We start from the raw sequence: 22,037 nt of genomic DNA on the forward strand, positions 1-22,037 counted from the left end.
CGCTGGAGCGGCTCAAATGAGTGATGCATTGATTTCGCATCATGCAGAGCTGAAGCCACAAACGAGGGCGCCCCGCGCCCTCGACGTGGTGACACCTGATGCAGATGGCACGGTCAATTGTGATGTGGTGATTATCGGCTCGGGCATGGGCGGTTCGACGTTCGCCCATGCCCTGCGCGATAGCGGGCTGGACGTCGTGGTGGTCGAGCGAGGTGACTTCCTGCCCCGCGAGATCCAAAACTGGAGCGCCGAATCGGTGTTCGGCCAAGGCCGTTACCGCAACGCCGAGCCCTGGCTGGACCGGGACAACCAGGCATTTTCGCCGGGCGTGTTCTACTACGTCGGCGGCAATACCAAGTTCTACGGCGCCATGCTGCCGCGATTTCGCGAGGCGGACTTTGGCGAAATCCAGCACGCCGAGGGCGTGTCCCCGGCATGGCCCATCAGTTACGCCGAGTTCGAACCCTGGTACGCCGAAGCGGAAAGGCTTTACCGCGTCCACGGCCAGGCCGGCATCGACCCCAGCGAACCCTGGCGTTCGGGCCCCTACCCGCAACCGGCGCTGCGACACGACCCGGCCCTGCTCGCGCTGGAGCAGAGCATGCGGCGCTCGGGGCTCAAGCCCTTCGTGATGCCAGCGGCGGTGGACCATGGCGATGGCGGTGGCTGCGTGCTGTGCTCCACCTGCGACGGCTACCCCTGCCTGGTGGAGGCCAAGGCCGATGCCGAAGTGTCGGCCCTGAGGCCCGCGTTAGCGGGTGCAAGCATCCGACTGATGACGCGCACCACGATCAGGCAGTTGAATACCAGCGCCGATGGCCGGACCGTCACCGAGGCACAAGGGGTGATGGATGGCCGCGAGGTGACCTTGCGCGCCAGGCGCTTTGTCCTGGCGTGCGGTGCGGTGAACAGTGCCGCGCTGTTGTTCAAGTCGGCCAACGCCAGGCATCCGGATGGCCTGGGCAACAGCTCCGGGCAACTGGGCCGCAACTACATGGTCCACAACAGCACCTTCATGCTCGCGGTGGACCCGCGGCGCAAGAACAAGGTGACCTTCCAGAAGACCCTGGCCATCAACGACTGGTACAGCGCCAGCCCTCACAATGCGTTCCCCCTGGGTAACGTGCAGATGCTGGGGAAGATCCGCGAGCCGATGATCACCGCGATGCGCCCCTGGCTGCCCAGGTTCGCCTCACGCTACATCACCGACCACAGCGTCGACCTGTACCTGACCTCGGAGGATCTGCCGACCCCGGACAACCGCGTCACCTACGACAAGGCGCGCGGCGCGATCAAGGTCCACTGGACGCCGAACAACCTGCTGGCGCATGAAGGCCTGGTCGACAAGACCAGCAAGATCATGCGCGCGGCGGGTTACCCGGTGATCCTGAAGGCACGCATGGGCATCGCCACCAACTCGCACCAATGCGGCACCGCCGTCATGGGCCGCGACCCGGCCACCAGCGTACTGGACCTGAACTGCAAGTTGCATGACCTGGACAACGCCTGGGTGGTGGACAGCTCGTTCTTCCCGTCATCCGCGGCGGTCAACCCGGCGCTGACCATCGCCGCCAATGCCCTGAGGGTGGCGGCGCATTTCAAGACAGGGCAATAGGAAAAGGCGGTGTGAACTTCACACCGCCGCTTTCAGGGCTCAGGCGCCGGACGGCTGCACGCTGAGGGTCGACGTGCGCACCACCAGGCGGGTGGCGAATATCTTCTGCTGCGGTTGCAGCGGTGCATCGGCCGGCGCATTCAATTGCTCGGTCAACAGCCGGGCGGCGTGGAGGCCCTTCTCCACCATGGGCTGGGCGATGGTGGTCAGGCCAAGCTGCACCGCTTCGGGAATATCGTCGAAACCGATCACCGAAAGCGTCTGCGGGACCGGCCGATTGAGGGCGTGGGCCGTCTTCATGCAGGCGATCGCCATGACATCCGAACAGGCGACCACCGCGGTGACGTCGTTGGACGTCAGCAGCGTGAAGGCCGCCGTCTGCCCCGATGTCGAATCCAGCCCACCGGCCTCGATCACGCTCAGGTCCTCGAAAGCCAGCCCGGCGGCGCTGGCTGCCTCCACATAACCGGTGAGACGTTCGCGGACAATACGCTCGCTGGCGCTCTTGAAGCGTTGCCGATCGATAGGGCCGCGATAACCGTCCGGATTGAGGCGATCGATGATGACGCCGATCTTGCGATGGCCCAGGTCCAGCAGGTGTTGCATCTGAGTGCGGGCCGCGCCGCGATCGTCGATGCCGACAAAAAACGAATTCTCCACCAGCGGCGAGTCGATCACCACGAACGGAATACTCTGCTTCACCACCGCCAGCACCGCCGGATGATCATCGGGCAGGGTCGAGATGATCAGCCCGTCCACCAGACCGCGCAGCGCCAGGCTGCTGTGACTGGCGGCCTGGGCACGCCCGACCAGGCGGTTGTTGTTGAGGGGGAACAACGTCAGCGCGACGTTCTCCAGCTCCCCCACTTCGCTGATACCCCGCAACAGGGCGATGGTGCACGGGTCGGCAAACGCCAGGGACAACTTGTCCATCATCATCAGCCCGATGGCCCCGATCTTGCCCGAGCGCAGGCTGCGCCCGAGGACATTCGGGCCCGGGTAGCCGAGTGACGCGGCGACCTGGAGGATGTGCTCGCGTTGCGCCGGGGACAACTTCGAGGGGCGATTGTAGGCGTAGGACACCGCAGGCTGGGACACCCCTGCCGCCAGTGCTACGTCTTTCATTGAAACGGCTGCCATCGCTTGCTTCCCACTCTCTCTGAATACCTCTGACGAGGTCCTTGAACTGTAACTGCGCTCAGTGTAACCGCTGCGGGGAACCCTTCGGAACCAGTCGCGTGGCACTGCCCATGATAGCGAACATCAACGAGGCCACGGCCAGCAGCGCCCAGGACAGGTTGGTCGCGTGGGCGAACAGGCCGATGACCGCCGGCCCCATGAGGATGCCGAGGTAGCCGAGGCTGGTGGCGGCGGCAATGGCCAACTCGCCCGGCATCGTCCGTTGCGCGCCGGCCAGGGACAGGTAGACCGGCGCGATGTTGGCAAGGCCGGTGCCGATGACCGCGAACCCCACCAGGTTGACCAGCCAGTTCGGCGCCAGCACCACCACCAGGAACCCGAGGATCACGATCAGGCCGCCGCCGACCAGCACCGTCCGCGGACCGAGCCTGAGCAGGATGCGGTCACCATTCAAGCGCCCCAGTGCCATCATCACGGCAAAGACCGCGTAGCCGAGGCCGCCAATGGAATGTTCGACGCCGCGCACCTGGGTGAGAAACACCGCGCTCCAGTCGAGAATCGCGCCCTCCGCCAGAAAGGCGAACAGGCACAACACCCCCAGCACCAGGACTTTCGCGCTGGGCCTGAGAAAAGCCGGACCGCCCTCGTCGCCACTGTGCCCGAGCATTTGCCGCCCGCAGGTCAGGACAAAGGCCGCCAGTGCCGCCATCACTGCGGCGCTGGCCTGCAATGGCGTGGCGCCCAGCCAGAGCAAGGCGGTGATTCCCGCCGCACTGACAATCGTGCCCAGGCTGAACAAGCCATGAAAGCCCGACATCAAAGTGCGACCAGTGGCGCGCTCGACCATCACTCCCTGGACATTCATTGTCACGTCGACCGCGCCACAGCCGGCACCGAACACTGTCAGGGCGAACATCAGGCCGACGAATGAATCGATCGTGGCGAGGATGGGCAACGTCAGCAGCACCAGGGCGATGCCGACGTGCATGGTGAAGCGGCAACCCCTGCGTGCGTTGAGGATGCCGGCCAGCGGCATCATCACCAGCGAGCCCAGGCCCAGGCACAGCAACAGGATGCCCAGCGCGCCATCATCGACCCCGGCGCGGCTGCGCGCATAGGGCACCAGTGGCGCCCAGGCGCCCATGCACAGACCCGATATCAGAAACGTCAGCCGGTAGGCCGACATATGCGGCGTGGCGCACGGGACAACCAATTCTTGAGATGACACGCAACCCCCTGCGCTTGAACGACTTGAGTTATACGTATAACTCAAAACGATTCATTAGGCCAATAGCCCAGTGCAGAGGTTATGCAGGCCGTCCAAAAAGCGTTGACAGGTCATGATCCACACGTTTTACTTTTCGAAAGGTTATTCGTATAACTTTAATGACAAACCTGCAATCGCATCATCACCCAACAACAATAAAAGGGACCCTGCAGCGTGATAAACCGTATCCAGAAGACCGCCGTTCCCCCGCGTATCCGCAAGGCACGTATCGCCACGTTTCTCGGTTTCATGATGATCGGCGCCATGATGTACATCTGGTCCACGGGCGTGAGCGTATTCCGGGCCCAGCTGGGGCTCACCGGGGAACTGGGTGACAGCGACTTCGGCCTGATCGCCCTGGGCGTCGGCGTCGGTTCCGCGGCCGGCGCCCTGCTGGTGGGCCGCCTGCTCGACACCTTTGGCGCCAAACCGGTCATCACCGTGGGCGCCCTGGCCTATCCCCTTTCGATCATCCCGCTGGGGTATGTCAACGGCTTCTGGTTCGCCCTGTGTTTCGGCACGCTGCTCGGGCTGTTGCGAGGCGCCCTGGACACCGCCCTGAATGCCCATGGCGTGCAGGTCGAGCGGTTTTACCAACGCTCGATCATGTCCGGTTTCCACGCGTTCTATTCATTGGGCGGCTTCCTGCTGGGCATGGCCTGCAGTGGGTTGACCGGTTTCTACACCGACAGCGTACAAGTCCCCTACACCTTGCTGGGCATCGCCATGCTGGTGCTGGGATGTGTATTGAGTCGCTGGCTGCTGGGCAAGCATGATGTGCCCGACCCGCAGGCCGCCGAATGGCACAACGCCGGGGTGGCCGATGAGTCCGGCAAAGGGCCCTCGACCAGGACCCTGCTGGTCATGATCGCCCTCGGCACGCTGCTGCTGGGCAGCATGATGGGCGAGAACGCCATTGCCGACTGGGGTCAGGAATACATTCGCCGCGAGTTCTCGACGACCACTTCCACGGCGGGCATGGCTGTCTCCATCTTCGTCGGCGCCGCCTTTGTCGGGCGTCTTTTCGGTGACCGGCTGGCGGCGGCGTTCGGCAATGCGCAAGTGGTTTTCGCCTGCGGAACGCTGTGCGTCCTCGGCATGATCATCACCCTCGTCGGCGGCAGCGCCACGACCGGCATTATCGGCTTCGCCCTGTTTGGCCTGGGTCTTTCCTGCATTGCCCCGCTGATGATCTCCGCCGCCGGGCGCAGGGATCCCCAGCATGCCGGGCGCAACATCGGCATCGTCAACTGCATCGGCTTTTCCGGGATGCTGGTGGGGCCTGCGGTGATCACCCTGATCGTCAGCCATCTTGGCCTGGGTCGGTTGATGTTCTTCCCGTTGATCATGCTCGGCCTGCTGGCGACATTCGGCCCGCTGCTGATGCGCAAGCCGAAAGCCGTCGCCTGTGCAAAGGCGCAAACCAATGCCTTGTAAGGTCAGGCCGGTCTTTTTTCCTTTTCATCAATGAACTTCAAGATGCTGACCCCGCCCCGCAAGATGTCATCGGCAATGGCCTTGCGGGCCTTGGCCGGTTTCTTGTCCCGCAGCGCTTCCATCAGCACCAGGTGCTCGTCGGCACCGATGTAGGAGTTGTGGCCGAAGATGTAGAACAGATTCAGTATCGGCCCCATGGAAACCCACAGCCCTTCGATCTGGGCGGTGAGCATGTCCATTCCGGACAGGCGATACAGGGTGAAGTGGAACTCGCGGTTGTGATGCATCGCCGCGAGACCGTCGTTCTTGCGGTCGGCCTCTTCGAACAGACTGTGCAGTTGCGCGAGCTTCTGCAGGTCGGCCTCGGTGACATGCTGGGTGGCCATTTCCGCCGCCAGCCCTTCCAGGGCGATACGGATGGTACGCACTTCCAGGTAGCGCTCGCGAGTCAGCGCCGGCACTGTCGCGAACCGGCCGGAGCGTAGTTCCAGGCCGCGCTCGCTGACCAGGCGCAGGCAGGCTTCCCTGACGGGCGTGACACTGGTACCCAGTCGCTCGGCCAGGTCCTGCATGACCAACCGTTCCCCCGGTTGGAAATTTCCGGCGATCAAGCCTTCACGTAGCGAGTAGTAGGCCCGGGCTGAAAGATTGCCTTGCTCCAAGGGTTGAATCTGCACACTTGACTCCTGATAGCTGCGGTCTTGGGTCGCGATAAGACACCACTTATAACATATAAGCCATGCAGTCCTGCCAGAGACGAGGCAACAAATGCGCCGTGTTTCGCGCACGTGCCGCCTCGCCGAAGCAACGGTCAGGCCAACGAGGCCAGGACACTCTCGATCACATCCAGCGACTCATCGAGGATCTCGCGGGTGTGTGCCGTCGAGAGATACAGGCGCTTGAGTTGCAGCGGCTGAAAGATGTGGTGCCGCTCGATCAGGCGCCGACGAAACGCCATGTCGCGCCTGTCGTCGTTGCGCAGCAGGTCGGTGTACTGACTGTAGGGCCCTTCGAAAAAATACAGCAGCCAGGCCGAACCATAACCGGCGCTCTGCGCGGGAATGCCCAGCCGTTGCACGATGGCGTTCAACTGCGCGCGCATGTAGTCGCCCAGGGCAAACAGCTTTTCATAGGTTCCCGGACGCGCCAACTCCTCGAGGGTCGCTTGGACCGCGGCCAGCGTCGATGGCGTGCCGTTGCAGGTGCCGCCCATGAACACGCCCCTGGCGCCGCTCTCGCCGATCAGGTGCATCAGTTCGCGCTTGCCGGCGATAAAGCCGACCGGATACCCCGACGAGGCGGCTTTGCCAAAGGTCGCCAGGTCGGGCGTGACCCCGACGATCGACTGATAACCGCCCAGCGCATGACGAAAACCGGTGATGACCTCGTCGAAAACGAGGACCACGCCATGATCCGTGGTCAGCCTGCGCAGATCCTTGAGGAAGGCGTCCGTGGCCGCTACCGAGCCCATGTTGTGAGCGATAGGCTCGACGATGATGGCGGCCACCTCCCCGGGGTGGGCCTTGAGAAACCGCTCGACCGCCTCGGCGTCGTTGTACGGCAGGACCGTGGTGAAGTCGGCGGCGGCCTGCAGGATCCCGTCGGACATGGGATCGAACTGGCCGATCCGTTCCCTGGCGGTCTGGCCGTTCATCGCCACGTAGTCGTGCCAGCCGTGATAACCGCCCTGGAACTTGATGATGCGCTTTCTGCCCGTGGCCGCTCGCGCAAGCCGCAAAGCATGGTAGGTCGCCTCGGAACCGCTGTTGCAGAAGGCAATCTGTTCGGCGCAGGGGATGTAGCGGACCAGGGCCTCGGCCACCTCGACTTCAAGGTCGGTGATCCCCGCGCCGATCAGGTCGATACGCTGCGTGACCTCATACACACGCTCGCGAATCGCCGGGTGCCCATGCCCGAGAACGTGGGCACCGAACCCGCAGTGGAAATCGGTATGGCGCTGGCCGTCGGCGTCAAACAGATAGGCACCTTCGGCCCGCACAAATGCATAGGGCTGGCCCAGCTTGCGGCTTGGACTCAGATGCCCTCCGGGCAGCACTTTTTCCGCACGGGCATACAACGATTGATTAACCGACATGACGGCCCCCTGCGCTCTTCACTTTCGCCAGCGCTTCACGCGCGACGCCCTCGATGCCGGTGGCGTCCAGGCGGTAGTGCCGATAAAGGTGCGTCGGCGGTGCGATCAAACTGTATTCGTCATAAATACCGTGGCGCACCAGACGGACCCCGGCCCCTTCCTCCGTCAGCACTTCCGCGACAGCACCACCCAATCCGCCGATCACATTGTGTTCCTCGACCGTGATCAGCAGGTTCGAGCCTTCGGCAGCGCTCAAGATGGCGTCCCGGTCGATCGGCTTGAGCGTGTGCATGTCGATGACCCCGACGGAAACGCCACTCGCCGTCAGCGCCTTGGCGGCCTGCAGCGTGGGGTGAAGCATGGAGCCGGTGGCAATCAGGGTCACGTCGCGACCGGTGGAATGAACGATGGCTTTGCCGAACTCGAAAGTGACATCGTCCGGATAGACGTTGGGTTCCTGACCACGGCCTATGCGGAAATAGATCGGCTGCGGATGATCAATCGAGGCACGGATCGCCGCGGCCAACTGCGGGCCATCGGCCGGCGCGACCACCGTCAGGTCGGCGATGCTGCGCATGATCGCGATGTCTTCCGTCGCGTGGTGCGAGGTGCCGTAGAAACCGAGGCTGATGCCGGCGTGGTGACCGATCAGGCGCACCGGCAGGGCCGAATAAGCGACATCCATGCGGATCTGCTCGCAGCACAACAACGCCAGGAACGACGCGAAGGTGGCCACGAACGGCATGGTGTCGGTGGTGGCGATCCCCGCCGCGGCGGACACCATGTTCTGCTCGGCGATACCGAACTGGATGAACAGTTCCGGGTGCTTCTCGACAAACCGGTTGAGGCCGTTGGAGTACTGGAGATCCGCCGTGCCGACGGCAATCGCATGCCCTTGGGCAACCAGATCGATCAGGCCTTCGGAAAGGTAGTTGAGCCCCGGATTGATTGCGTTCAGTTGGCGGTATTGCCAACTGTTGGGGTTGATGGGCGCACTCATTGGACACCTCCTTTGGCTTTGATTTCTTCGATGGCAAGCGCTTCATCTTCTGGCGCGAGCCAGCCCAGGTGCCATCCGGGTTCGGTTTCCATGTACTCCACGCCTTTGCCCTTGGATGTCAGCGCGATCACGCAGACGGGGCGCTCGCGTTCAGGCTCGGCCTTCAGTTCGCGCAACAGCAGGGCAACGGCGGCGACGTCATGGCCGTCCACCTCGCGCACGTCCCAGCCAAACGCCCGCCATTTGTCGGCGAGCGGTTCGATGCCGACCACGTCATCGACCTTGCCATCGAGCTGATAGCCGTTGCGGTCGACAATGGCGATCAGGTTGCCGGTCTTGTGGTGCGCGGCGGCCAGGGCGGCCTCCCAGACCTGCCCCTCCTGCATCTCGCCGTCGCCCAGCAACACATAGACATCGAATGCCCTGCCCCGCAGCCGTCCACCCAGGGCCATGCCCAGACCGCCAGACAAGGCGTGACCGATGGAGCCGGAACTGAAATCCACGCCCGGCACCTTGCGCATGTCCGGGTGATCTCCCAGCGGACTGCCCAGCCGGGTGTAGTCATCGAGCCAGGACTTGTCGAAGAAATCCCAGTCGGCCAGCAACGGGTAGAGCCCCACGGCAGCGTGGCCCTTGCCCATCAGGAAGCGGTCCCGCTCAGGCCATTTCGGCTCGCCGCGCTTGAGGCGCATGGCGTCGTAGTACAGCGCGGAAAAAATCTCGGCACAGGAAAACACCGAGGTGTAGTGGCCGACCTTGGCGATGGAAATCAGCCGCACCGTTTCCAGGCGCACGAACAATGCGCGCTCCTTCAAGTGAGCAATCTGCTCGGGCGTCAACGGCGTTACGGGATCACGAACCGCAAGATTTGCAGCGGGCATGAGGGCACTCCTGAGTGGGTTGATCGAGGCCTGAAATGGCCTTCTTCTTACAACTTATAAGTTATATTTTGTAGAATCAACCACCGCCTGGCGTTTTTATTTTTTCTCGCCGAGGGCTTGCGCGACATCCATTTCAGTGCCAATCATATAAGTTATAAGTGATCAGTAACGCCAAACGAGGCTTGTCATGATGCAGGAAACCACCCTCCCCCTAACCGAACTGGCCCGCACGGACGTGCGCTTCCACCTGCATTCGCAGACCAATCTGCGGGCGCATCAGCAACAAGGCCCACTGGTTATCGAGCGTGGATCAGGGATTCATGTGATCGATGAACAGGGCCGCGACTACATCGAAGGGATGTCGGGACTCTGGTGTGCCGGGCTTGGATTCTCCAATGCGCGGCTGGTGCGGGCGGCACAGCGACAGATGGAAGTCCTGCCCTACTACCACACCTTCAACCACCGGGTGCCGAACGTGGTCGCGCAGCTGGCCGAACGTATCGCCGGCCTGGTTCCCTTCGAACAGCCCAAGGTGTTCTTTGCCTGTTCGGGCTCGGAAGCCAACGACTCGATGATCAAGCTGGCCTGGGCCTACCACCGCGCACGGGGCAATAGCCGCAAGCGCCTGATCATTGCCCATCAAAAGGGTTTCCACGGATCGACGGTCATGGGGGCCAGCCTGTCCGGGCTGCCCAACATGCACGCAGCCTTCGGCCTGCCCCTGGAAAACAGCGTGCTGCACGTGCAGTGCCCGCATTTCTATCGCCACGGGGTCGAGGGTGAAAGCGAAGCGCAGTTCACCCAACGCTTGCTGCTGGAACTGGAACAGCGCATCGAAGCCGCTGGCCCGGAAAACATTGCCGCCTTCATTTCCGAGCCGGTCATGGGCGCCGGCGGAGTGATCGTGCCGCCACCCGGTTATTTCGCCGGCGTGCAGGCCCTGCTGAAAAAGCACGACATCCTGTTCCTGGCCGACGAAATCATCTGCGGCTTCGGGCGTACGGGGCAGTGGTTCGGCCATCAGACCCTGGGGTTCGCCCCCGACATGATGGCCTGTGCCAAAAGCCTGTCGTCCGGTTATCAGCCCATCTCCTGCGTCGTCGTCGCGGGCCACGTCTACCAGGCCGTCGAGGAACAGAGCCAGCAACTGGGCGGCTTCGGCCATGGTTTCACCTATTCCGGGCACCCGGTGGCAGCGGCAGTAGCCCTGGAAACCCTGACGATCTATCAGGAAATGGACCTGCCGCAGCACACCCGGGAGATGGGGCGCGTCCTGCACCAGCAGTTGGCACCGCTGCTACAGCACCCGCTGATCGGTGAAATCCGTGGAATCGGCCTGGTGGCCGGGCTGGAACTGGTCGCCGACCAACACACCCGCGCCTCCTTCGCCGCCTCCGTCAACATAGGCGCCCAGGTCGAACGGGCCACCCGCGAACAGGGACTGATCGTGCGCAACATGGGCGACTCGATTGCCCTGGCCCCGCCCTTCATCATCGAAGCCGAGGAAATTGTCGAACTGGTGGCACGCCTGACCCGCGCGCTGGATGTCGTCGCTGTCGCCAACGGGTTGTCGCTGTGATGAACGCCAAGGCCGATGTACCTCATACCACCGAACCGCTGATCGAATTCAAGGGCGTGCAGAAAAGCTATGACGGCAAGTCCCTGGTCATCAAGGACCTCAACCTGGGCATCAGTCGTGGCGAGTTCCTGACCTTGCTGGGCGCCTCGGGCTCCGGCAAGACCACGACGCTGATGATGCTCGCCGGTTTCGAAACCCCGACCCGTGGCGAAATCCGCATGGGCGGCACGCCGATCCAGAAAAAGCCGGCCCATCAACGCGGCATGGGCATGGTGTTCCAGAACTACGCCCTGTTCCCCCATATGAGCGTCGAAGAAAACCTGGCCTACCCGCTGAGGATGCGCGGCCTGAACCGCAGCGACCTGCAAGCCAAGGTCAAGCGCGCCATCGACATGGTGCAACTGCATGGCATGCAGCAGCGGCGCATCACCGAACTCTCCGGCGGCCAGCAACAACGCGTGGCGCTGGCCAGGGCCATGGTCTTCGAACCGGAAATCATCCTGATGGACGAACCCCTCGGCGCCCTGGACAAGAACCTGCGCGAGCACATGCAGTACGAGATCAAGCAACTGCACAAGTCCCTGGGCGTCACCATCGTCTACGTGACCCACGACCAGAGCGAAGCGCTGACCATGTCGGATCGGGTGGCCGTCTTCCACCAGGGCGATATCGCGCAGATCGGCTCGCCGACCGCCCTGTACGAACATCCGGAAAACGCCTATGTCGCCAACTTCATCGGCGAAAACAACGTCCTGGTCGGAACCGCCCGCAGCCTCGACAACCAGGTCTGCCAGGTGACCCTGGAGAACGGCCTGCAGGTCAGCGGCTCGGCGAAAGCCCTGAACGGTCGCCGGCCGGAGCGCGTGGAACTGGTCATCCGCCCCGAGAACATCCGCCTGGGCCCCGCCGCGGCCATGCCCTGGCAAGCCACCGTGACCGACAGCGTCTATCTGGGCGATCACCTGCGGGTGCATCTGCGCCTGGACAACCAGCAGCCGCTGATTGTGAAAGTCGCCAACAATCTCGCTTCCAAACAACTGCAACCCGGCCAGATCACTGGCTTTGACTGGAGTACCGAAGACGCCCATCTATTCGAACTGACCTGATCCCGCGCACGCCCCCAAACCCAAAGTCTCGAAAATAACAATGACCCGAGAGGCAACCATGCAAACCACTTCCGACACCGTTTAGTTCGCTACTGCCCCGTTTGAACCTGGCTAATCCCTTACATCCTCAAACAGCAGGAGGGACAGACATGTCCTCGATATTCAGCCGTACCGTCCTTGTATGTTCGATTTGCGCCGCGACCTTTCTCACCAGCGAGGCCACCCTGGCCCGCGACCTGACGGTGGTGGGATTCGGCGGTGCCACCCAGGAAGCCTTCGACAAGGCCTATTTCAAGCCCTATGCCGCGCAAAGCGGCAAGCCTGTGGTGCAGGACACCTACGACGGCGGCATCGCCAAACAGAAAGCCATGGTCCAGGCCGGCAACCCGACGTGGGACGTGGTGCAGATGGACGAAAACGAGATGGCCCTGGCCTGTGAGCAAGGCCTGCTGGAGCCCCTCGACCAGAGCAAGCTGAGCAGCGCGGCGGATATCCCGCCGGACAAGTTCGCGCCCTGCGGCGTGGGCGCTATCGTCTGGTCGGAAGTCATGACCTATGACAACCGGAAATTCGCCAGCGACGGTCCGCAAACCTGGGCGGATTTCTGGAACGTGAAGAAATGGCCAGGCAAGCGTGGCCTGCGCAAACAGGCACGGATGACCCTGGAAATCGCCCTGATGGCCGATGGCGTCAAGCCTGCCGAGGTCTACAGCGTACTGGCCACCAAGGCCGGGCAGGATCGCGCATTCGCCAAGCTGGATGAGATCAAGCCCTACATCCAATGGTGGGAAACCGGCGCCCAGCCGCTTGAATGGCTGTCATCCGGCAGTGTCGCGGTGACCGCCGCCTACAACGGCCGGATCGCCATCGCCAACCAGCAGGGCGCGCACTTCCCGCTGATCTGGAACCAGCAGCTCTACAGCATGGATTACTGGACGATCATCAAGGGCACGCCCAACCTCAAGGAGAGCTACTCGATACTCGACTACATGCTCAGTCCCAAGGCGCAGGGCGCCTTTGCCCAGGCCATTCCGTACGGCATCGTCAACGACAAGGCCCAGGCGGCACTGGACAAGCAGACCCTGGGCAGCCTGCCCACCGCCCCGGCCAACCTGGAACACGCGTTGTTGCTCAATACCCCGTTCTGGGTCAATTACGAAGAAGACCTGATGGCCCGCTTCACCAACTGGGCGGCGAAGTAAGTCACCCCCTGCTTGAACGGCGGCTTCGTGCGTGACGAAGCCGCCGACAGAGAATTTCGAGGTCTGTCGATATGTCCGCCATGGCGCTGGATTCACTTGCAAGCGCGCATCAGAAGTCGAGTCGGCAAAAACGACTGGTTTCCGTGATGCTGCTTTTACCCCTACTGATCTACACCGCGGTGTTCTTTGTCCTGCCCATCGGGATGATGCTCTATCGCGCGGTCAGCAATCCCGAGATGGTCCAGGCCTTTCCCCGGACCGTACAGGCGCTGGACCAGGAAAAACGCAGCGACCCCCTGAGCGTACCCGGTGACGCCGTGTTTGCGGCCCTGGAACAGGATCTTGTCCATGTCGAGAACCTGGGTGCGGTCGGCGAAGCCGCCCGGCGCATGAACTACGAAAACAGCGGTTATCGTTTTCTCATCACCACCACCGCCCGCCGCTACCAGTGGCCGGCCAATCAACAGCCCGTCGCCGGCGACTCCGCACGTGCCCGCCTGACCGCCATCGACCCGCGTTGGGCCACGCCCGAACTGTGGGATGCCTTCGAACGGGCCTCCCCGGCCTATACCGCCTACTACTTGCTCAGCGCCCTGGATCTGGAGCGCACCGCCCACGGTATCCAGCGGGTCGAGCCGGACAAGCGGGTGTACCTGGACCTCACCTTCAAGACACTGAAGATCGCCTTCGTGGTCTCGCTGTTGTGCCTGGTGCTGGGGTTTCCATTTGCCGTGCTGCTGGTCAAGGCATCGCGGCCCTTCCAGATGGTGCTGATCCTGGCGGTCATGCTGCCGTTCTGGACGTCCCTGCTGGCCAGGACCACCGCCTGGATTGTGGTGCTGCAAGAGAAAGGCATCGTCAACACCTTCCTGATGAACCTGGGCCTGATCGATCATCCGCTACCGATGATCTTCGACGCGCTGGGGGTCTACATCGTGATGGTGCATATCCTGCTGCCCTTCACCGTACTGCCGCTGTACAGCGTGATGAAAGGCATTCCGGCGCACTACATGCGCGCCTCGGGCTCCCTGGGGGCTCATCCGGTGCGGGGCTTCTTCCACGTCTACCTGCCCATGACGCTGACCGGAATCGGCTCCGGCACCCTGCTGACCTTTATCGTCGCGGCGGGCTACTACGTCACGCCGACCCTGGTCGGCAGCGCGCGCGAACAGATGCTGGGCTACTTCATCGCCTTCTATACCAACACCACCGTGAACTGGGGGATGGCCTCGGCGCTGGGCCTGGTGTTGATACTCTGTGTAATGGCTATCTATCTGCTCGCGGCCCGACTGGTGGGTATCCGCCAGATCGCCGGGATCAGGTAATCGGGGAACGTCCATGAATCATTTCACCCTCTGTTTCATCAGCCGCAACCTGCTGCGCCTCTTCGGCATCGCCATGATCGTGTTCATGATCATGCCCTTGCTGGCGGTGGTGCCCATTTCCTTCAGCAGCGGCACGTTCCTGTCTTATCCGCTGCCGGGCCTGTCCCTGCGCTGGTACGAAAAAGTCTTCAGTGCCGGACCGTGGATGCAGGCGCTGCGCAACAGCCTGGTCGTCGGAGTCGCCGCGACCGCGCTGGCGACCCTGCTGGGGACATTGGCTGCGCTCGCGTTCGCCCGTCGCAACCTGCCGGGCGCGACCAACCTGCTGGTGCTGCTGATTTCCCCCATGATCATTCCACCGGTGATTTCCGGCCTGGGCATGTACTTCCTGTTCGGCCAACTGGGCCTGACCGGCACCCTCAGCGGAATGATCCTCGCCCATACCGTGCTCGCCACGCCCTTTGTCCTGATCAACGTCGCCGCCAGCCTGCAGGGCCTGGACATGAGCCTGCTGCGCGCGGCGGCGATGTCGGGCGCGGCGCCGGTTCGGGCGTTCGTCACCATCGCCTTGCCGATCATTGCCCCCGGCGTGGTCTCCGGCGCCCTCTTCGCCTTCATGACCTCGTTCGATGAAATCGTCGTCGTGCTGTTTATCGGCGGCCCCGGCCAACGCACCTTGCCACGGCAGATGTTCGACGGCATTCGTGACACCATCGATCCGTCGATTGTCGCGATGTCATCGTTCCTGCTGGTAGTCGGCCTCGCAGGTTTGCTGACCACCACCTGGCTTTCCCTGCGTTCGAGCAGAACCCTCAAACAACCGGCGGCGTAACCCAGCCCCATCCAGAACAGGAGCAACCCTATGTATATCGTCACAGGCGGGACCCAAGGCATCGGCGCCGCGACCGTGGCCAAACTCGCCGGCCTCGGCCATCCGGTGGTCTTCAGCGGGCGCGACCAGGCATCCGGCGAGCAACTGGCCGCCAGCCTGCCCGGCTGTACCTTCGTGGCCGGGGATGTGCTGAGCGAAAGCGATTGCCAGAACGTCGTCGCCACCGCCCTGCAACTGAGTGACGGAAAGCTCTCCGGGCTGGTCAACAATGCCGGCATGTCCGGACGCAAGGCCTTTGTCGAAACCACGCAGCAGGAGTGGGACACGCTGTTCGCGGTCAACACCCGTTCGGTATTCTTCTACACCAAGCATGCGCTGCCGGGGCTGATAGCAGGCAAAGGCGCGGTGGTGAACGTTTCCTCGATCGCCGGCAAGACCGGCGAACAAGGGTTGGCCACCTACTGTGCGAGCAAGGCCGCCCTCCTCGGGCTGACCCAGGCCCTGGCCCTGGAATATGGCGGGCAGGTACGCTTCAACGCCGTCTGCCCGGGCCAGATCGCCACCCGCATGATGGACAAGGTGGTCAACGACGCCCCGCGGCTGGCCGCCCTGACAGCCCGAATCCCCGAGGGGCGCCTCGCCAGTCCGCAAGAGGTGGCCGAGGCCATCTACTGGCTGCTGTCACCCGCTTCCAGCTACGTGAACGGCACGACACTCACCGTGGACGGTGGGGAGACGGCAGGATTGTTGACTCCCCGGTCCTAGTCTTCGGTGGGCCTGGTGCTTGCCGCGGCGCTTGATGGATTCGTATTGGCTCAACAAGTGACTGTGGTCGGCCCAGGTAATGATGCCGCCGCCAATACTGCCTTTAACGCGGGCGTAGGCGAAGGATGGTGGTTCCCCTATGACCCATCATCCACGACTGATTCGTTCAGAGCATCCAATTCCGCCTGTTTCTTGCGCAATTGAATCTGTGCATCAATCAACGCACTTTGTGCCTTGACCAGACCGGCCTGGTTTTCAAGCGAGGTTATTTCTCTTGGCTGCACAAGGGCTTTCTGTGAGTTGAGCAGAGCAACCTGCGCATCGTTGAGTGCCTTTTGATCCCCCAGATCCCGCAGCTCTTTTCCATTCGAATAGAGCTTCAGTGCAGTCAATGAGTCGATTCCGGCATTGATTGTTTCACCGAGAGCAACCGCTTCGGCACGCGGTTTTTTGTACCCCATTTTAATCAAGGTACCGTCCTCGCTGAACGACGCCGAAAGCTCGTTGTTGGTGAAGGGACCATTACGCAAGCCCAACGACGCCAGATGCCCCAACTGTGGAATAGAACGCTCATCAGTAAACAACACCGCGGGATCACTGCTACTCAGGCCATGACATTGCTCAGGGTTGGCAATATCTTCCCCTTCCGAGATGAAGCGACAGATGCGTAACCGACCCGGCATCTTGGTCCTATAGAGAATTCCGCATTGCCGATCCCCCGTGGCAACGCACTGCTCACTAGCCCCGGGAATGATCGATGTATGCGCAGGAGACAGTGAATGAGTCGTTACAAGAACTCCGGTCACTTGTAGACGCTTGGTGGTCTCCTCGATCTCCTTCAGAGCATTTCCATAGCCTGCCGCCCAGGTCGCCCTGGCACTGGCGATGGCATCTTCGACATCTTCACTCTTCGGTTTCCCGTTGGCATCACTCCAGCGTGCCTTGCTTACGATTGAATCATCACAATCGAGCATCAGATCAGGACCCAGGGTGTGAATCAACCAGCGACCGTTCTGATTTTTATCGATGTGGAGGGCGCGTAATTGCACAATCGACTCAGGTGACGTCGTCCCCACGACCTCATCCGCAAGGCTGCTATAGATACCGTTGACCTCTGGCTCGACCGGTGGCGGACTTTTGGGTTGTCCTGCACATGCCTGAAACCTCGCCTTGCGCTGAGAGGCCAAAACGTTCTGACCGGGCGAACTCTGTCCCGGGACATAGGTGAACCGGGATATAACGGTGATCTCGCTCAGGCTCTTGGCAAGCTCTTCGTTTGCAGCTTCCAGGGCCTCCTGGGCTTGCAACTTGCTGCGTCTATATGCCGCTGCCTGTGCCTCCACGCCGGCCTCTCGTGGCGACTCGGGGTGGGCCGCCTCGAAATCGGCAAGCGCTTTAGTTGCCTTTTTCAGCTCGGCGTCCTGACTTCTGACGGATTTACGCAGATCCGGTATAGCCCCCAGTGTGTCTCTGGCCTCAGCACTGCATGCCAGGAAATAATAAGTAGGGGCCCCGCCTTCCGATACCCCGCTAAAATTCGGCAAACCAATCGCAATCTTGCCCACACTGACGATGGCCTTGAATGCTTGCTGGGCGACATCGGCTGTCCGATCATCCACCGTAGCGTTGAACGACTTGAGAATACCGCTGGGATATCGCTCCAGGCTGAAATCGGTGGTTTTGGTGAACGCCGAGAGTGACTCATAATCGATCACCACTTCCGGACCGGCGACGGTGCGTGGTGTAGCCGTCGCACTGACCTGAAACTCGATCTTCCCGGCCGGCTGGGGATGGTGCTGATCCGGAAGTTCAGGACATCGGGTCAGGGTACGCTTGACCTCGACATCGTAATGAAGCTCAGGCAAGTGATAGATCGCACCTTGCGTGATACCCGTCTCGGCGGGTTTGCGCGATTGAAGAAACGTAGTGCAACCGGCGGTCACGATGCATGCCGCAACAGCTATGACAGTACTGAGATGGCGCATTATTATTGTTCCCCCTGGATCTCTTGCATGTATGTATCCGAGCGAATGAACTCCTGCAGCTCATCAAGTGCGACCGCAACAGTTTGTCCCTTCACGTAAACAGGTGCTTCGCCAGTCGCCGAAGTGAGTTCATCCTGGATTTCGAGAACCATCTGGAAGTCATCACCGGGTGATGCCAAGTAAGGTTTGAGTTCATCGTGGGGGAAGCACCAGAGCCCTCCCGAAGCACTGCGTTTGAGCGCGAACACATGCTGCCCATCCGTTGGAGCACTGCATTCGATGGCGCCCTGTACTTGCAGGTTGCCTAACAGCTCCACCATTCTGCGCGGTGAACCAACCTTGTCGCTGTCCTTGGCCAGGATGCGCACATAGTCTTTATGAAACAGCAGCGACTTTTCGATATTGATCCGGGACCGCGAATAGATCTGCAAGGATTGCTTGTCACTCATGCCGAGCGCTTGCAGTTTTCCCTGATTGAGCGAGAGCATTCCTTCAAGAATGTCTCCGCTGGTGAGCAAACGACGCTTTATGCTGATTGCGTCCAGTCCGTAACGCGCCAACAAGGTCGCGACAAAACTCACCATGCCGGTTGCCTGCGATGTGCCACTGAGCAGGTCCACCTGTTCACCGTCCAGCCAGGAGGCAACATTACAGCCCAGAGCAGCGATATCGACCCGTGTGGCGCTGTAGTTGCTGAATGGGGTCAGGTAGCCGCTACCATTCTCGGCGGCCACGGAAATCACGTTCTCGTTGCTATTTCCACCCAAGCTGGCGGGCATGAGTGTGCGTTCATTGCCCCGCCTCCCGATAACGTCACGGGCATCGTTACCCGCAGCCACAATAAACAGAATGTCCGGGTTATCGGTAATGACTCGTGTCAGTTTCAAGTCCAGGCCCAATCCGTAACGAACACTCATGTTGACTATCTCAGGACGACTCAGCCCCACCCGAAGCATGGCCTCGTTAACAGCCATGCGGGAAATCCGTTTCCTGCCGGCGGACAAGGGAATAATTCGCAGGTGAAGCCAGCTTTGTTCGTCATCGACTGCAAAAAGTGAAAGCGCCGGATCCATCCATTGTCCGCCCATGATGGTTCCAACCACGTGCGTACCGTGTCCCGCGATGTAGCGCGGCTCTTGAACCGTATCCAAGCTGATCAACGGCTCCAGGGATACGCTATCGGAAATGAACACAGGGCTTTCCAGAGCCTCTTCCTGTCCAGGCTTGCTGCTTAATTTGAATAGCTGCTTGGGAAATTTGCTGGCGAAGGAGAGTTGGCCGTGCTCCATGTGCGCGGCGCTGAAGCCGTTGTCCAGAACCATGACCGTCACCTCTTTCCGGGTACTTTTGTAGTCCCGGCGCAACATCGATAGCACGTGGCGAATACGAGCAGCATCGAAAGGCGCGGAGAAATTCCCAAGACAATCAGGGGGCGTTTCCCCTGAATCATTCACAGCCGTAACGATCTCATCGAAAACCTGGGGTTTAGCGCCGACCATCAATGCGGCCGTCTTTGTGACTCCGTTTGGCTTGACCGCCAGAGCAGCAACCTTAAGGTCGAAAACAGCCTTATCGACCGTGGGGGTGAATGTCACGGGCTGAGTAGCGAACGACAAGGGCACTTTGCGCCCCGGCTTTACGTCATTCACGTTGCTCAGTTGGAAATATTCTCGCATTTCGGCCTCAGTACCTGCCCGGCCTGTCTGTTCGAGAAACGTCTTGCCGAGAGGAAGGTCAGGCTTGACGGTGAATTCACCTGCCCCTTCACTGATGTAGAAACAAGCAGGCCAGCTCAGCCCATACACTTTCTCCCCAATAGGCCTGCTCATGTCGAACGTATTCGCCAAGTGATTCTGCTTTCGCCAGACAGCCTCATATTCGGCCTGACTTTTGCCACAAATCATCTCAATGATGCTCTGTGCGCTGACGTGGTGGGCAGCCGGGTAGGTCGCGCGATCCAGTTGCCTGGGTTGGGCATGAGTCGCGACATAGTTGATCAGCGCTTCAGGCAACTCCAGACGGGTTGCCCGAAACGTCGAGGAGGCTTCTGCCGGATCGACTGACGGTGAATTCGCTTGAGTCCCTGACGAAACAGTTAGCATCATCAAGGTATAGAGGGCTGTCACCAAGTGCCGGCAGCGCATGCCTGGCCCTCCAGAGGTTTTCCGTCAGACGTCTGAATCATCAGATACGCATCCGGATTGTCCCCTTTCCAGCACGTCAGGAACCGACGAAAACGGGATGTCGACAGCGACGCGAAATGCGAGACCACTTTGTTATCTTCTACGACTTTTCTAGAGGCAATACCGCGGATGGTGCGCGCACCATCCGGGTTCATGACACTCACGCCATTGAACGCGGGTCCGCCGGAATCACCAGAACACAACGCGCTCTGGGTCTTACCATCCGACTCACTGGAGAATGAGTCCTCCTCCAGATCGGCCACCTTGAAATCACCGACGACCAGCTTTTTTTCGACCGGATGAACGGTGATGTTTCCTGTAGAGGGGTTAAACGTCCATGAAACACAACCGAAGCCGGCGACCAGCAATCGATCGTTCCTGGCAACCGCTCGTAGATCCAGGGAATCCCAGCGCAAGTGCTTGAAGTCGGACGGTGTCGGGCCTGAATAAGGCTCGGCAACGCAAAGGGCATAGTCCGCAGGATGACGAACGCTGGACAAAATTGTCGTCGACAGATAAGCCCGATCCACAGTGCATCGGTATTTGAAGGGGCCAATGGTAATGGGCGAGGCAAAATTATTTGCGCCTACTACTACACAATGTGCGGCTGTCAGCAGCACATGCTGCCCGATAAAGGTCGCGGTACAGGTTGACTTTACGCCCGCGTTGTCGGTTTGACTGATCGCGATAGAGCGCCAGTCTCCCTTCTGGGCCGGCGCACCATGGAAAATCTGAATGTCATCGTTTTTAAGTGTCTGGGACGGTAGTGTGAAAGTGACCGGTTTGTCTTTATCCACTGCACCGACAAGGTCGGAACCGTGTTCAGCAAATGCAGGCAGGCTCCCGCAAACAGTTAGAAAGGCTGCACAGAACAGGGCTCCAGGCCACCGGTCATGAAGACGGCACCTCAGACGCAATCCACATTTACGAGAACCATATCCATCCATGCCGGCGGCCTGTGATTGCGTCCTGACATCATGAATATAGATGCCCTTTCATCTAAGTCAACAAACGCCTGTGTGCCGTGGCGCACATCGGCGTAGTTCCCGTATTCCCCCACGGATCAGTCTCTCCAACTGAAGCCTCACCGCGAAATTAAATACCGGTCCCAATGGAATAACCCCTCTCACCAAGCGTCCTGCCTGTGGGTCCAACCACAGGAAACGCTCATGCCGATATTCACGCCTCACCCGCTACGCGACCTCGCGATGCTTGCCCTGATTGCCGTGACGTCTTCAGCCATGGCCCACGACGGCCAGGACCATACGGGAATGTCCGGCCCATCCAGCGCCGAAGCGCCCTTCCTCAGCGAAAACGATGCCGCCATGGCCAAGATGATGGCTGGCATGGACACCAAGCCCACCGGCGACATCGACCGCGACTTTGTCGCCATGATGAGTCCCCACCATCAGGGTGCCATTGACATGGCCATGACCCTGCTCAAGTACGGCCACAACGAGCAGCTCAAGCGCCTGGCCCAGGAAATCATCGTCGAACAGCAGCAGGAAATCGCCGCCATGCAACTGGCCATCGGCGCCCCGCTACCGCCCTCCACCGCCGCACCCACACAGATCCCCGCGCAGATTTCCAGCGCAACCCAACCCTGATCGACACACGCCTGACTT

18 protein-coding genes are annotated in these 22,037 nt (G+C 61.0%); 9 read left to right on the forward strand and 9 right to left on the reverse strand.

Annotation, left to right across the window (positions count from 1 at the left end):
• The first annotated feature begins 16 nt into the window (after window positions 1–16).
• Window positions 17–1,615, forward strand: coding sequence for a GMC family oxidoreductase (locus tag KI243_RS17050; protein ID WP_212809433.1), 1,599 nt, complete (start codon window positions 17–19; stop codon window positions 1,613–1,615).
• Between the two features lie 39 nt (window positions 1,616–1,654).
• Here KI243_RS17050 and KI243_RS17055 read toward each other — a convergent pair whose 3' ends face one another.
• Complete coding sequence (locus KI243_RS17055; RefSeq protein WP_212809436.1) at window positions 1,655–2,755, reverse strand: LacI family DNA-binding transcriptional regulator; 1,101 nt, start codon at window positions 2,753–2,755, stop codon at window positions 1,655–1,657.
• 58 nt (window positions 2,756–2,813) lie between these two features.
• The gene (locus tag KI243_RS17060; RefSeq protein ID WP_212811217.1) at window positions 2,814–3,941 is read right to left on the reverse strand and encodes an MFS transporter; all 1,128 of its coding nucleotides are present in this window, start codon (window positions 3,939–3,941) and stop codon (window positions 2,814–2,816) included.
• Between the two features lie 258 nt (window positions 3,942–4,199).
• Between KI243_RS17060 and KI243_RS17065 the strand changes: the two genes are divergently transcribed.
• Window positions 4,200–5,459 carry an MFS transporter gene (locus KI243_RS17065; protein WP_212811218.1) on the forward strand — a complete coding sequence of 420 codons (1,260 nt, stop codon included), beginning with the start codon at window positions 4,200–4,202 and terminating at the stop codon, window positions 5,457–5,459.
• A gap of 2 nt (window positions 5,460–5,461) precedes the next feature.
• Here KI243_RS17065 and KI243_RS17070 read toward each other — a convergent pair whose 3' ends face one another.
• The 4 genes from KI243_RS17070 to KI243_RS17085 all read right to left on the reverse strand — a co-directional run bounded on the left by KI243_RS17070 (window position 5,462) and on the right by KI243_RS17085 (window position 9,435).
• The gene (locus tag KI243_RS17070; RefSeq protein WP_212809438.1) at window positions 5,462–6,136 is read right to left on the reverse strand and encodes a GntR family transcriptional regulator; all 675 of its coding nucleotides are present in this window, start codon (window positions 6,134–6,136) and stop codon (window positions 5,462–5,464) included.
• Between the two features lie 134 nt (window positions 6,137–6,270).
• On the reverse strand, window positions 6,271–7,554 hold the full coding sequence (locus KI243_RS17075) for an aspartate aminotransferase family protein (RefSeq protein ID WP_178990651.1): 1,284 nt from the start codon (window positions 7,552–7,554) through the stop codon (window positions 6,271–6,273).
• The gene (locus KI243_RS17080) at window positions 7,544–8,554 is read right to left on the reverse strand and encodes a transketolase C-terminal domain-containing protein (RefSeq protein WP_212809440.1); all 1,011 of its coding nucleotides are present in this window, start codon (window positions 8,552–8,554) and stop codon (window positions 7,544–7,546) included. The genes KI243_RS17075 and KI243_RS17080 overlap by 11 nt, the downstream gene beginning before the upstream one ends.
• Window positions 8,551–9,435 carry a transketolase gene (locus KI243_RS17085; protein WP_042936505.1) on the reverse strand — a complete coding sequence of 295 codons (885 nt, stop codon included), beginning with the start codon at window positions 9,433–9,435 and terminating at the stop codon, window positions 8,551–8,553. The genes KI243_RS17080 and KI243_RS17085 overlap by 4 nt, the downstream gene beginning before the upstream one ends.
• Window positions 9,436–9,622: 187 nt before the next feature.
• Here KI243_RS17085 and KI243_RS17090 point away from each other — a divergent pair, with 187 nt between their 5' ends.
• The 6 genes from KI243_RS17090 to KI243_RS17115 all read left to right on the forward strand — a co-directional run bounded on the left by KI243_RS17090 (window position 9,623) and on the right by KI243_RS17115 (window position 16,244).
• Window positions 9,623–11,014 (forward strand): aminotransferase, encoded by a 1,392-nt coding sequence (locus KI243_RS17090; protein WP_244861726.1) that lies wholly within the window; start codon window positions 9,623–9,625, stop codon window positions 11,012–11,014.
• Window positions 11,014–12,120: an ABC transporter ATP-binding protein gene (locus KI243_RS17095; RefSeq protein ID WP_017128578.1), complete on the forward strand. Its 1,107-nt coding sequence runs from the start codon at window positions 11,014–11,016 to the stop codon at window positions 12,118–12,120. The genes KI243_RS17090 and KI243_RS17095 overlap by 1 nt, the downstream gene beginning before the upstream one ends.
• 149 nt (window positions 12,121–12,269) lie before the next feature.
• On the forward strand, window positions 12,270–13,322 hold the full coding sequence (locus tag KI243_RS17100; protein WP_177082763.1) for an ABC transporter substrate-binding protein: 1,053 nt from the start codon (window positions 12,270–12,272) through the stop codon (window positions 13,320–13,322).
• A gap of 146 nt (window positions 13,323–13,468) precedes the next feature.
• Complete coding sequence (locus tag KI243_RS17105; protein WP_244861727.1) at window positions 13,469–14,647, forward strand: ABC transporter permease; 1,179 nt, start codon at window positions 13,469–13,471, stop codon at window positions 14,645–14,647.
• A gap of 13 nt (window positions 14,648–14,660) precedes the next feature.
• Window positions 14,661–15,479: an ABC transporter permease gene (locus KI243_RS17110; RefSeq protein ID WP_212809444.1), complete on the forward strand. Its 819-nt coding sequence runs from the start codon at window positions 14,661–14,663 to the stop codon at window positions 15,477–15,479.
• A 30-nt stretch (window positions 15,480–15,509) separates the two neighbouring features.
• Window positions 15,510–16,244, forward strand: coding sequence for an SDR family oxidoreductase (locus KI243_RS17115; protein WP_177108003.1), 735 nt, complete (start codon window positions 15,510–15,512; stop codon window positions 16,242–16,244).
• 137 nt (window positions 16,245–16,381) lie between these two features.
• On the opposite strand, the gene KI243_RS17120 is transcribed toward KI243_RS17115, so the two are convergent.
• The 3 genes from KI243_RS17120 to KI243_RS17130 are packed head-to-tail and all read right to left on the reverse strand — an operon-like array spanning window position 16,382 to window position 21,209.
• Complete coding sequence (locus KI243_RS17120) at window positions 16,382–18,229, reverse strand: hypothetical protein (protein WP_212809446.1); 1,848 nt, start codon at window positions 18,227–18,229, stop codon at window positions 16,382–16,384.
• A gap of 2 nt (window positions 18,230–18,231) precedes the next feature.
• Window positions 18,232–20,373, reverse strand: coding sequence for a S8 family serine peptidase (locus KI243_RS17125; RefSeq protein WP_212809448.1), 2,142 nt, complete (start codon window positions 20,371–20,373; stop codon window positions 18,232–18,234).
• Window positions 20,352–21,209, reverse strand: a complete 858-nt coding sequence (locus KI243_RS17130) for a trypsin-like serine protease (RefSeq protein ID WP_177108006.1) — start codon at window positions 21,207–21,209, stop codon at window positions 20,352–20,354. The genes KI243_RS17125 and KI243_RS17130 overlap by 22 nt, the downstream gene beginning before the upstream one ends.
• A gap of 372 nt (window positions 21,210–21,581) precedes the next feature.
• Here KI243_RS17130 and KI243_RS17135 point away from each other — a divergent pair, with 372 nt between their 5' ends.
• Window positions 21,582–22,019 carry a DUF305 domain-containing protein gene (locus KI243_RS17135; RefSeq protein WP_177108007.1) on the forward strand — a complete coding sequence of 146 codons (438 nt, stop codon included), beginning with the start codon at window positions 21,582–21,584 and terminating at the stop codon, window positions 22,017–22,019.
• The last annotated feature ends 18 nt before the right edge of the window (window positions 22,020–22,037 follow it).

This window comes from Pseudomonas sp. Ost2 (assembly GCF_018326065.1).
Classification (GTDB): Bacteria; Pseudomonadota; Gammaproteobacteria; order Pseudomonadales; family Pseudomonadaceae; genus Aquipseudomonas; species Aquipseudomonas gingeri.

Bases quoted from the DNA above. Each gene is read 5' to 3' on its own strand.
- KI243_RS17050 (WP_212809433.1), top strand. From the start codon at position 17: ATGAGTGATGCATTGATTTCGCATCATGCAGAGCTGAAGCCACAAACG.
- KI243_RS17055 (WP_212809436.1), bottom strand. From the start codon at position 2,755: ATGGCAGCCGTTTCAATGAAAGACGTAGCACTGGCGGCAGGGGTGTCC.
- KI243_RS17060 (WP_212811217.1), bottom strand. From the start codon at position 3,941: ATGTCGGCCTACCGGCTGACGTTTCTGATATCGGGTCTGTGCATGGGC.
- KI243_RS17075 (WP_178990651.1), bottom strand. From the start codon at position 7,554: ATGTCGGTTAATCAATCGTTGTATGCCCGTGCGGAAAAAGTGCTGCCC.
- KI243_RS17080 (WP_212809440.1), bottom strand. From the start codon at position 8,554: ATGAGTGCGCCCATCAACCCCAACAGTTGGCAATACCGCCAACTGAAC.
- KI243_RS17085 (WP_042936505.1), bottom strand. From the start codon at position 9,435: ATGCCCGCTGCAAATCTTGCGGTTCGTGATCCCGTAACGCCGTTGACG.
- KI243_RS17090 (WP_244861726.1), top strand. From the start codon at position 9,623: ATGATGCAGGAAACCACCCTCCCCCTAACCGAACTGGCCCGCACGGAC.
- KI243_RS17095 (WP_017128578.1), top strand. From the start codon at position 11,014: ATGAACGCCAAGGCCGATGTACCTCATACCACCGAACCGCTGATCGAA.
- KI243_RS17100 (WP_177082763.1), top strand. From the start codon at position 12,270: ATGTCCTCGATATTCAGCCGTACCGTCCTTGTATGTTCGATTTGCGCC.
- KI243_RS17105 (WP_244861727.1), top strand. From the start codon at position 13,469: ATGCTGCTTTTACCCCTACTGATCTACACCGCGGTGTTCTTTGTCCTG.
- KI243_RS17110 (WP_212809444.1), top strand. From the start codon at position 14,661: ATGAATCATTTCACCCTCTGTTTCATCAGCCGCAACCTGCTGCGCCTC.
- KI243_RS17115 (WP_177108003.1), top strand. From the start codon at position 15,510: ATGTATATCGTCACAGGCGGGACCCAAGGCATCGGCGCCGCGACCGTG.
- KI243_RS17120 (WP_212809446.1), bottom strand. From the start codon at position 18,229: ATGCGCCATCTCAGTACTGTCATAGCTGTTGCGGCATGCATCGTGACC.
- KI243_RS17125 (WP_212809448.1), bottom strand. From the start codon at position 20,373: ATGCGCTGCCGGCACTTGGTGACAGCCCTCTATACCTTGATGATGCTA.
- KI243_RS17135 (WP_177108007.1), top strand. From the start codon at position 21,582: ATGCCGATATTCACGCCTCACCCGCTACGCGACCTCGCGATGCTTGCC.